Origin of the sequence: Elstera sp., from assembly GCF_044372965.1 — a bacterium.
Lineage (GTDB): Bacteria > Pseudomonadota > Alphaproteobacteria > Elsterales > Elsteraceae > Elstera.
In genome coordinates this window covers 1-11,103 of the sequence record NZ_JBILQX010000119.1, presented here as the reverse complement: position 1 = coordinate 11,103, position 11,103 = coordinate 1, and the positions used below count along the sequence as shown (strand labels likewise).

At 59.8% G+C, this 11,103-nt stretch carries 10 protein-coding genes; all 10 read right to left on the bottom strand.

Annotation, left to right across the window (positions count from 1 at the left end; all coding sequences use genetic code 11):
• A partial coding sequence (gene urtC / locus ACIQ36_RS14035) for an urea ABC transporter permease subunit UrtC (RefSeq protein ID WP_395830322.1) occupies window positions 1-787 on the bottom strand: 787 nt, incomplete at its 3' end.
• Entirely contained in the window at window positions 784-2,382 is a 1,599-nt protein-coding gene (gene urtB / locus ACIQ36_RS14030; RefSeq protein WP_395830320.1) for an urea ABC transporter permease subunit UrtB, read from the bottom strand. The genes urtB and urtC, both read right to left, overlap by 4 nt.
• 104 nt (window positions 2,383-2,486) lie before the next feature.
• Window positions 2,487-3,779 (bottom strand): urea ABC transporter substrate-binding protein, encoded by a 1,293-nt coding sequence (gene urtA / locus ACIQ36_RS14025; RefSeq protein ID WP_395830318.1) that lies wholly within the window; start codon window positions 3,777-3,779, stop codon window positions 2,487-2,489.
• A 406-nt stretch (window positions 3,780-4,185) separates the two neighbouring features.
• Window positions 4,186-5,535, bottom strand: a complete 1,350-nt coding sequence (locus ACIQ36_RS14020) for a sigma-54-dependent transcriptional regulator (protein ID WP_395830316.1) — start codon at window positions 5,533-5,535, stop codon at window positions 4,186-4,188.
• Entirely contained in the window at window positions 5,528-7,297 is a 1,770-nt protein-coding gene (locus ACIQ36_RS14015) for an ATP-binding protein (protein WP_395830313.1), read from the bottom strand. Before ACIQ36_RS14015 ends, ACIQ36_RS14020 begins: the two co-directional genes overlap by 8 nt.
• A gap of 30 nt (window positions 7,298-7,327) precedes the next feature.
• Window positions 7,328-8,164, bottom strand: a complete 837-nt coding sequence (locus tag ACIQ36_RS14010; protein WP_395830311.1) for an ABC transporter ATP-binding protein — start codon at window positions 8,162-8,164, stop codon at window positions 7,328-7,330.
• 15 nt (window positions 8,165-8,179) lie between these two features.
• Window positions 8,180-8,998 carry an ABC transporter permease gene (locus ACIQ36_RS14005; protein WP_395830309.1) on the bottom strand — a complete coding sequence of 273 codons (819 nt, stop codon included), beginning with the start codon at window positions 8,996-8,998 and terminating at the stop codon, window positions 8,180-8,182.
• 61 nt (window positions 8,999-9,059) lie between these two features.
• On the bottom strand, window positions 9,060-10,034 hold the full coding sequence (locus tag ACIQ36_RS14000; RefSeq protein WP_395830307.1) for an ABC transporter substrate-binding protein: 975 nt from the start codon (window positions 10,032-10,034) through the stop codon (window positions 9,060-9,062).
• Between the two features lie 190 nt (window positions 10,035-10,224).
• Window positions 10,225-10,851: a TIGR02466 family protein gene (locus ACIQ36_RS13995; RefSeq protein ID WP_395830305.1), complete on the bottom strand. Its 627-nt coding sequence runs from the start codon at window positions 10,849-10,851 to the stop codon at window positions 10,225-10,227.
• Window positions 10,852-10,897: 46 nt separating this feature from the next.
• Window positions 10,898-11,103, bottom strand: a 206-nt coding sequence (locus ACIQ36_RS13990; protein WP_395830303.1) for a hypothetical protein, incomplete at its 5' end; no start/stop codon positions are given.

The window sequence follows — 11,103 nt, the reverse complement described above, 5'->3', positions numbered from 1 at the left end:
TGAAGGCCACCAGCTTATAATGTTCTACCCGGTAGCCCATGAACCGCGTGCGGCTTTCAGCGTCGCGAATGGCGATCAGCACTTTACCGAAGGTGGAGGTGACGAGAATCCGGCTCACCCAATAGCACAGGCAAAGCCCCAGGGCGGTAAGGGCGAAGAGCGTCATGCGGGTGCCATCGGCCTGCAAATTGAAGCCCAGCAGATCCTTGAAATCGGTGAGGCCGTTATTGCCGCCAAAGCCCATATCGTTGCGGAAAAAGGCCAGCAGCAGCGCATAGGTCATCGCTTGCGTAATGATCGAAAGGTAAACCCCGGTCACGCGCGAGCGGAAGGCGAGCCAGCCGAAGACGAAGGCGAGCAGGCTGGGGACGATCAGCACCATCAGCAGCGCAACCGGGAACATATCGAACCCGTACCAGAACCAGGGCAGTTCCTTATAATTCAGGAACACCATGAAGTCGGGCAGGATCGGATTGCCGTAAACGCCGCGCGGCCCGATCTGGCGCATCAGATACATGCCCATCGCATAGCCGCCGAGGGCGAAAAACGCGCCGTGGCCGAGCGAGAGAATGCCGCAATAGCCCCAGACTAAATCCAGCGCCACGGCGAGCATGGCGTAGCAGAGGTATTTGCCGAACAGCGACACGAGATGGGTGGGGATATGCAGGGCCGAGTCCGGCGCTAGCAGCAGGTTGGACGCGGGAACGAGCACAGATGCTGCAATCAGAATCCCGAGGAAAACCTGACTGGCGCGGTCAGAAATCGACGAAAACAGGCCAGACCTCATGCTTCGACACCCCGGCCTTTTTGCGGGAATAGCCCGCGCGGTTTTTTCTGAACGAAGAGAATGAGGCCGACCAGGATAAGGATTTTACCCAAGACCGCGCCTGCGAAGGGTTCCAGAATTTTATTGGCGATCCCAAGCGAGAGGGCCGATACGAGCGTTCCCCAAAGGTTGCCGACGCCGCCGAAGACCACGACCATGAAGCTATCGATAATGTAGCTCTGCCCAAGGTTCGGGGAGACGTTATCGATCTGCGACAGGGCAACGCCCGCAACCCCGGCGATGCCGGAGCCCAAGGCAAAGGTCAGCGCGTCGATATAATTGGTGCGAATGCCCATGGCGGCGGCCATGCGCCGGTTCTGCGTCACCGCGCGGATCTGCAACCCAAAGCTCGTATAGCGCAGCGCGCCGAGTAGGGCCAAGAAGGCGAGAATGGAGAAAACGACAATCCACAACCGCCCAAGGGTAATTGACAGGCCACCAATTTCAATGAGGCCGGACATAAAGGCAGGCGCACCCACGGCCTGATTGGTCGGCCCGAAGTAAGTGCGCACGGCTTGCTGCAAGATCAGGCTAATTCCCCAGGTCGCCAGCAGCGTTTCGAGCGGGCGACCGTAGAGGAAGCGGATCACGCTGCGCTCGATCACAAGGCCGACAAGGCCCGCGACGAGGAAAGCCAGCGGCAGGGCGAAAACCAGCGAGTAATCGAACAGGCCCGGAAAATGTGCGCGGATCACTTCCTGGACGACGAAGGTAGTATACGCGCCGATCATCACCATTTCGCCGTGGGCCATATTGATAACGCCCATCACGCCGAAGGTGATGGCAAGGCCGATGGCGGCGAGCAGCAGCACCGAGCCGAGCGACAGGCCGTACCAAGCCGTTTGCGCGATTTCCCACAGCGCGAGCTTGTCTTCGATGGTTTTTGCCGCGACGCGGGCCGCCTCTTTTACCGAAGCCGGAACTTCGGCGGGCAGGCTGCGCAGGGTGGCGAGCGCTTCTTGCGTGCCGACCTCCTGGAGCAGAGCGATACCGAGCAGCCGATCTTTTTCGCTCGCGTCGGCCTTGGTCACGAGAATCGCCGCGCGGGCGGTTTCCATAATCTTCAGAATGGCGCGGTCTTTTTCCCGGCCAATGGCGGCTTCCAAGGTGGGCAGGGCCGAGATATCCTTGGACCGCAGCACCGCCAGCGCCGACTCTTTGCGTTTCACCGCATCCGGGCTGAGAATGCCAAGGTTGCCCAAAGCCCCCTGAATGACATTACGTACCCGGTTATTGAGGCGCACGGGGCTTAGGCTTACTGGGGCCGCAGCCAGGGCGGCACTCGTGCGGGCATCGATTAATTTACCCGCTGCATCCTTCACCAGAACTTGCTTTTCGGGCGTAAAAAATAAACGGCCATCGGCCAATGCTTCGATCACCAGCGCCGCATTGGGCGCGCCGGAGGTGGCGATTTCCGAAATCGCCGAAATGGTTTCGCTAAAACTATCTTGGGCCAAACGGCCGAGGCCGGTCTCGAATGCGCTTTCTTGCGCCACGCCGGGAAGGCTGAGGGCAAGACCGGCAAACAGGAACAGGGCCCGCAGAAATCTGGTCATGCTGTGTCCAAAATACTTGGGCAAAGAAGGGAGGGCAAAAAAGGGAGACTATGGGAAGGGAGCCGGCAAACCCCGGCTCCCCCCCAAAGTCGAAGGCGGAAGGCTTAGCCGCCGCAGGTATTGGTTTTGGTGTTGAAGTTACCGCACTTCTTGCCAACCCAATCGGCTTCCAGATCTTTCGAGCCATCCAGGAAGTCAGACCAAGCGTCGCCCGGTACGAGATCTTTCGTTTGCCAAACCACGTCGAACTGACCATCGGCGCGGATTTCGCCAATCATCACGGGCTTCGTGATGTGATGGTTCGGGAGCATCTTGGAGATGCCGCCGGTCAGGTTCGGCGCTTCGATGCCCGGCAGGGCCGCAATCACGGCTTCCGGATCGAAGGATTTGGCCTTTTCGACCGCCTTAACCCACATGGCAAAGCCGATGTAATGGGCTTCCATCGGGTCGTTGGTCACGCGCTTGGGGTTCTTGGTGAAGGCCTGCCACTTGGCGATGAAGTCGGAATTGGTCGGGGATTTGACCGACTGGAAATAGTTCCAGGCAGCAAGATGGCCGACGAGGTTCTTGGTATCGACCCCGGCCAGTTCTTCTTCACCCACCGAGAAGGCGACGACCGGAATATCGGTTGCCTTTACGCCCGCATTGGCGAGTTCTTTATAGAAAGGGACGTTCGCATCGCCGTTGATGGTGGAGACCACGGCGGTCTTCTTCCCGGCGGTGCCGAATTTTTTGATATCGGCCACGATCGTCTGCCAATCGGAATGCCCGAACGGCGTGTAGTTGATCATGATATCGTCTTTAGCGACGCCCTTGGCCAGCAGATAGGCTTCCAAGATTTTGTTGGTTGTGCGCGGATACACATAGTCGGTGCCCGCAAGCACCCAACGCTTCACGTCGCCGCCATCCTTGCTCATCAAATAATCGACGGCGGGAATGGCCTGCTGGTTCGGCGCGGCACCCGTGTAGAAAACGTTCTTTTCGCTTTCTTCACCTTCATACTGAACCGGGTAGAACAGAATATTTTTCAGTTCCTTGAACACCGGCAGCACCGACTTACGCGACACCGAGGTCCAGCAGCCGAAGACCGCCGAAACCTTTTGCTGCGTAATCAGCTCGCGCGCCTTTTCGGCGAACAGCGGCCAGTTGGAGGCGGGATCGACAACCACGGCTTCGAGCTTCTTGCCCAGAACGCCGCCCTTTTTGTTCTGCTCGTCAATGAGCATCAGCATGGCGTCTTTCAGCGTGGTTTCGCTGATGGCCATCGTGCCGGAGAGCGAGTGGAGGATACCGATTTTGATGGTATCGGACGATTGGGCATAGGCCCCAATGCTGGAAAAGGATGATAGCGCCGCAACCGTAGCAAGCCCCAGAACCGCCCGTCTCGTAAACTTCATCACAGCCTCCTCGTGGTTTTCGTTGGCTGGACAGGAGTTAGCAATTCGTGCGCCAACTTTTTGCGGTGCGGGGTAAAAAGATAAAAATCACGGAAATGCCGCAATTTTTGATCGGATGGGGCCTAGTAAGAGGGGTGCACTGCCAACCGAGTGGCAGGATTGTATGCAAGCTGGTCGTTTTTTAGGCAGCTTTGTTTTGGGTGTCGTAAAGTAATATTTTTCAGAAATATTTTGTTTTATGGTGATTTTGCACCCCGATGTCGCATCGGGCGTAAGAGGGATAAAAATAATTTCAATTGAAATAAAATAATAGCGCGAGGTGACGGCTTTCAATTAATCGGAATTTTAGTTACACGCGTTAATTCGTTGAATAAAAATAATTTAATTAAATTGATAGAGTTGATCTTTAGGTCGAATCATTCCCAGTATAGGCTGTTCGCTCTAGGCCATAGCGCTGCATTTTCTCGTTCAAGGTCCGACGCGGCAGGCCGAGATCGTGCATAACGGCAGCGATTACCCCGCGATGGCGCTGCAAGGCCTCTATCAGAAGATTACGCTCGAACGCCTCAACTTGGGCTGCGAGAGTCGCCTCGCCCTGGGCACCCACTGGCCCTTCCGTGGGCAGAAGCGGCGGCAGACCGAGGGCGTAGCGCTCGGCGGCATTGCGCAATTCCCGCACATTCCCCGGCCAGGCGTGCCCGCGAAGCTGCGCCGCGATATCGGCCGAGAGGGGCGGCAGGTTCCGCCGGTAGCTGAGCGCGGCACTATCGGCAAAGCGCTGGAACAGCAGCAGAATATCGTCCGCCCGTGCGCGCAGTGCCGGAATTTCGACTTCCGCCACGGCGAGGCGATAATAGAGATCGCTGCGAAAATTCGGCGCGGCGGTCAGGCGGTCCTTTGTGGCGGCGATGATCCGCAGATCGATAGGGATGGGTTTATGGGAGCCTAGACGCTCGATCACCCGCTCTTGCAGGGCGCGCAAGAGCTTGACCTGGAGTGCGGGGCTCATGCTTTCGATTTCGTCGAGAAACAGGGTTCCGCCCTGGGCATATTCGAGTTTGCCAATATGGCGGCTAGTGGCCCCCGTGAAGGCTCCCGCCTCATGGCCGAAAAGCTCGCTTTCCGCCATGGTTTCGGGAATAGCCCCGCAGTTGAGCGCTACAAAGGGCCGTTTGGCGCGGGGGCTGAAATCGTGCAGGCAGCGCGCCACCAACTCTTTGCCCGCCCCGGTTTCCCCCAGAATAAGAACACTGGCGGAGGTGGCGGCTAAATCGCCGATCAGGCTGCGCAGCCGCACCATCGCGGGCGTGCGACCGATCAGCACCGCTTCCATCCCCGAGGCGGAGCCGCTGCGCCGCAACGCGCGGTTTTCAAGAACGAGGGCGCGTTTTTCCAAGGCGCGCTTCACGGTTTCCAGCAACCGTTCGGGCGCAAAGGGCTTTTCGATGAAATCATAGGCGCCGCGTCGCATTGCTGCGACGGCCATCGGAATATCACCATGGCCGGAAATTAAAATCACGGGAAGGTCAGGGTCTTGGGTCAGCACCCGGTCGAGCAGGTGTACCCCGTCCATCCCCGGCATTTTAACATCGCTAATTAGAATGCCGGGAAAATCGGGCGTCAGCCGGGCGAGCGCTGCGCCCGCATCGCTCAGAAGCTCCGGCGCGAGGCCCGCAACGTCGAGCCACTGGCCAAGAGCGTCGCGCACGTCCGCTTCATCGTCCAGCACGAGAATGGGTTGCGACGGCTCAACCATGGGAAGGCTCCTCGGCGCTCGGCAGGCTCAGAATAAAGCGCGCGCCCGTTTCGGCATCGGGGCGGTTTTCGAGGGTTAGCGTGCCGCCCATATCCTCGACGATTCCTTTCGAGACGACCAGCCCCAACCCTAAACCCTGGCCGGGCGGTTTGGTGGTGAAAAACGGCGTGAACAGCCGGGGCAGCGCCTCCGGCGCAAAGCCTGGGCCACTGTCGCCAATGCTGAGGTGAATGGTTCGACCGTCGCCGCCTGCGGTAATCCTGATGCGCCGCAGCGGCGCACCGGCGATAGCGTCCAAGGCATTACCGATGAGATTGACCAGCACCTGCTCTAGCCGCACTTCGTCGCCGAGGACGGTCAACCCCTCCGGTACCGCGATGCTGAGATCAATCCCCTCCAATCTCAACCGGTTTTCGAACAGCGCCACCGCGTTGCGCACGGCCCCCAGCAGCGGCAGAGGGGCGCGCTGGGGCGGGCTTTTGCGGGCAAAGCGCTTCAAATGCTGCGTGAGCCCAGAAATGCGGGCGATCAGCTTCTCCATCCGGTCGATATTGCCCTGAACCTTCGCCGCCTCGCCGCGCGCCAGCAGCAGGCGGGAACTGGCGAGGAAGGTTTGCAGGGCGGCGAGCGGCTGATTGATCTCGTGGGCCAGCGCGGCCGACATCTGCCCTAAGGCGGCAAGCTTGCTGGCCTGAACCAGATCGTCCTGCGCTGCGCGCAAATCGGCCTCGGTCCGCGTGCGCTCGGCGATTTCCTGCTGAAGCCTCCGGTTGGTTTCCGCCAAAACCAGCGCGCGGCGCGCGGCGGTGGATTGATCGGCATAGAGTGCCAGCAGCGTGAGAATGATAATCGACGCGCTCACCAGCAGCCCGGCAGTCCAGGCGGCGGTGCGCGGCGCGTTGAGATCGGTCACGAGATGCAGCGTCCACCCGTGATCGGCCAGCGCGGTTGACTGGCGCAGCAGCAGCGGGCCGGTCGCGGCATCGCGTAGCAGCGGTCCGAAGTCTGACGTGCCGCCCTGAGTCAGCGGTGGAGCACCGATATCGAGTTTGGCATATTGCTGGGATCGGCTTAGGGCGGCGCGCGCTTCAGCGCTCAGCGGGGCTAGCGCCCGATAGGTCCAGTCCGCGCGGCTGCTGAGAAAAATCACGCCGTGCCCATCGGTGAGCAGCACCGTATCGCCGGATTTTTGCCAGTCGCGGGCGATATCCTCCAACTCCACTTTCGCCGCGACCACGCCCAAGGCCGCGCCGCTGGCATCGTTCACCCGCGCCGCCAGAAAATAGCCGGGCTGGCCAGTGGTGATGCCCACACCATAGTAGCGCCCACGCCCCGCCTGCATCGCATCGGTGAAATAAGGCCGGAAGGCGTAACTTTGCCCGACGAAACTCCCCGGGGTCTGCCAATTGCTCGCGGACAGCGTAAGGCCAGTATAATCCATGACATAGAGGGCGGCCACGCTCACTTCGTCGGCCAACCGCTCCAACTCCTGATTGACCTGCGCGATGGCCGGGGCCGTAGGGGCGACCAGCAGCGCCCGCATATCGCCGCCATGGGTAAGCGCGTAGGGCAGCGCATCATAGCGGGCGATCGCGGCGCGTAGGTTGAGGGCGTAGAGATCGAGCCGATGCTGCCCCGCTTCCGCCAAATCACGGAATACCCGATCTTCGACAAAACGCCCCGCGAGCCCGCCGCCGAGCCCGGCGAGGAGCAGCCCGATAATGGCCCCCAGCGTCGGGGCAAGGCGGCGGCGGTGGGCCATGGGTTTGGCGCGTCTCTCCCTGCGTGTATTTTAGTCAGTGGTCAGGCCGCGCTCTTCATCGACCGAAAAACGCCGTTGCTCTTCCATCACCATATCAGCGATCTGGCGTTTTAAGCGATTGAAGTCCGGCGCGTTGGTGTCGCGCGGGCGCGGCAGGTCCAACGTAAGATCGGCCTTGATCGTGCCAGGCCGGTAGGTCATCACCACCACCCGATCCGCCAGATAAATCGATTCCTCGATGGAATGGGTAACGAAAACGATGGTTTTGCCCGTCGCCTGCCAGATGCGCAGCAATTCGTCTTGCAAGGAGCGGCGGGTGAGCGCGTCGAGCGCGCCGAAGGGTTCATCCATCAGCATAATCGGTGGATCGAGCGCCAGCACGCGCGCAATCGCCACCCGCTGCCGCATGCCGCCGGAAAGATCCTTGGGGTAGCGCTCGCGGAACTCGGTCAGGCGCAGCATCTCCAATAGGCTATCGACGCGCTCTTTGATCTTCGCTTTGGGCCAGCCCTTGATTTCGAGCCCAAATGCAATATTGCGGGCAACGCTCATCCACGGGAACAGGGCGTATTCTTGGAACACCATGCCGCGATCCGGCCCCGGTTCGCGCACGGTCTGACCGAGAGCATCAATCGTGCCCGCCGATGGCAAGGCGAACCCGGCAATGGCGTTGAGCAGGGTCGATTTTCCGCAGCCCGACGGGCCGAGCAGGCAGACGAACTCGCCTGCGTTAATCGTAAGATCGATATCCTTCAGCGCCACCACCTCACGCGCGCCGGTTTTGAAGATTTTCTGAACCTGCCGCACGGTGACGGCGGCGGTTTTGGGATGCAGCGTCTCGACAGACGCCAAACGGGGAGCGGTCATCGCGGGTTCTCCGGATTAATCGTTGACGCCGCGATGCCAGCGCAGCAAATGGCGGTTCAGCCGGTTCATCGAGGTATCGATGGCAAGGCCCAGAAGGCCAATGCTGATCATCCCGGCGATGATTTTGTCGGACCACAGAAACTCACGGGCTTCGAGAATGCGATACCCAAGGCCGCTGTTCACCGCGATCATCTCGGACACGATCACGACGATAAAGGCGGTGCCGACGCCGATGCGCATGCCGGTGAGAATATAGGGCGTGGCGGCGGGCAGCATGATGCGCCAGAACAGCGTGAGTTTTCCGGCCCCCAAATTCCGCGCGGCACGGATATAGAGCCCGTCCACATGGCGAACCCCGGCAATCGTGTTCATCAGCACGGGGAAGAAGGCCCCGATGCTAATCAGGAACACGGCGGGGGGATTGCCAAGCCCGAACCACAGAATCGCCAGCGGAATATACGCAATCGGCGGGATCGGGCGCAGCACCTGCACCAGCGGATCGAATAGCCGATAAACCCGCTCATCAGCCCCCATCAGCAATCCGAGCGGCAGCGCAAGCCCGGTGCCGATGGCAAAGCCTGCGAAAACCCGGTACAGGCTGGCCACTGCATCCGACCAAAGCTCGCCGGAAATTGCCCACAGAAAATAGGAATGGCCCTCAAGCAAGGCTTCCCCCGGCAAGGCATAGTCGATCCATTTTTGGAGAACCTTGAGCGGGGCGGGTAGAATGATCGGGTTCACCCAGCCGCTGGTCGCGACAAAGTGCCAGAGCAAGAGCAGCGCCACGGGCACAAAAGCCCCCTGCACGCTGGACAGCAGCGTTTTGAATTTCATGATGAAAGCTCCTGAAAGCGGGCCGGTGGCACTGCCGATCCGGCCCTTTCATAGCGAAGGGTTAGTTGAGGCCCAGCTTTTTCTTGGCGGCGGCGAGCGCGTCGAGCTTTACCCACTCGGTCGCGACGGGCGGCTCGCTCATGCGCCCAACGTTCAGGCGCTGCATCGCATCTGTCACCAGTTGGACGGATTCGGTGGTGAGGTCATAGGCATAGGGCGAATTTTCGATCGCGTCGCGGAAGTCCTGCGAGGTGAGTTGCCCTTTGAACATACTCTCGCGCACATATTTTTCGGCTAGCGCTGGGTTCTTCATGAAGGCTGCCGTGGCTTCCACAAAGCATTCCAGCACGCGGCGGGTCACATCCTTTTTCTTGGTGTACATCTCCTCGGTCATCACGAGGGTGCGCACCGGCGGCCCCAGCGGCGTATCATAGGGCTTCAGAAGCTCGCGCCCAAACCCGAGGCTGATCGCCTGGGAGGCTTGCGGCTCGGACTGGGAAATGACGTCGACACTGCCCGCCATCAAAGCCTGATTGAGATCGGCAAAGGCCATGTAAATCAGCGTTACGTCCTTGCCGGGCTTATCCGAGGCCGTGAGCCCGTGCATTTCAAGTTCGGCGAACAGCAGCATCTCCTGCGTCGCCCCGCGCGTCACGCCGACTTTCTTGCCCTTGAGATCGGCAACGCTTTTGATCGGGCTTTGCGCGCCGACAACGAAGCGCGCGCCGCCCTGGGCGAAGCCTGCCACGGCATAAATCGGCGCGCCGCCCGCCCGGCCCGAAATCGCGGCTTCCATCGCGCTCGCGGCAATATCGATCTGCCCCGAAACAATCGCGGGCATAATATCGAGCCCCTTGGCGAACATCCGCTCTTCAATTTTCAGATCATATTTTCCGGCGATTTCCTTCATGTAGGAAATCGCCCCGTAATGGGCGAATTTGAGATTACCCAAGCGCACCAAATCTTCAGCACTCGCGGCGCTGCTGACGCCAAAAGCCAAGGTCAAAGCCGCCAGTGTCTGGCAAAAAATTTTCATTCTCTTCCTCCCGGAACGATCTTTTCTTTTTCGGCGCGGTCTTGCGCCGTAGGGGAGAAAGAGCAAGCGATGTGCCAGGTGGCTTTAATGGTTTAAGACATTGAAATAAAAAGAATATACTTTAATGAGCGAATAGAGGATCGGCGGATTTCCGCCGATCCTTACACGCCCCTCGGCGGAAATCCGCCGATTAACGCCAAGCGTAATTGAAGCTGATGGAGATGCGTTCGGCGTCGGCGCGGTTCAGCGGAACGGCGTGATGCATCCAGCTTTCCCACAGCAGCAGCGAACCCGGCGTGGGGGCCACGGAAACGAACGCCTGCTGGTCGCGCGCGGCTTTTTTCTTTTTCGGCGGGGCGGCCATCATGCGGGGCAGGCGCGGATCTTCAAAGGTAATCGCGCCCGCACCATCGGGGACTGACACGTAATAGGTGCCGCTAATCACGCTGCCGGGATGAATATGACCCGAGTGAAACCCGCCGGGCTCGAGCACATTGATCCAGAGCGAATCCAGCACCAGCTTACGCTCGCCCAAATCCCATTCCAAGAGTTTGGCGAAGCTTTTCGCGTGCTTATCCAACTGTTTAATCAGCGTTTTGACCGCCGGGAAGCGCCAGCCGAGATCGTTCAGCGAGGCGTAGGATGTGTAACCGGGATAGCCGTTTTCTTCCGACCAATCTTGCCCCGCCTCGTCATCGGCGGCGGCGGCGAGGCAGGTGGCGAGAAGCTCCTCGTTCAGCCCCGGCTTATCGAGCAGTTCGGCGCGATAGAGGCGGGTGACGAAGACGGTTTCGAGGCTATGGATCGTGTCGCTCATAGGCGAGGGTGTAGCGCACCCCTGCCTATGAGTTCAATGCGTTCGATCAATAGGCGGAAAAGCCGAGCTTTCCGCATTGCTGGTCGAATAGATAGGCCGACGAATAGAGCAACCGCCGCCCGGTATTCATAAAGTTGCTGGCGACGGGGGCGGTCGCGCCCGCCCATACGGCAACGGTTTGCTGCGGCGTCGGGGTGACATTGGTTTGAACCGCCGACTGTGTGTATTGCAGCGCGGTTTGCTGGTTTTGAT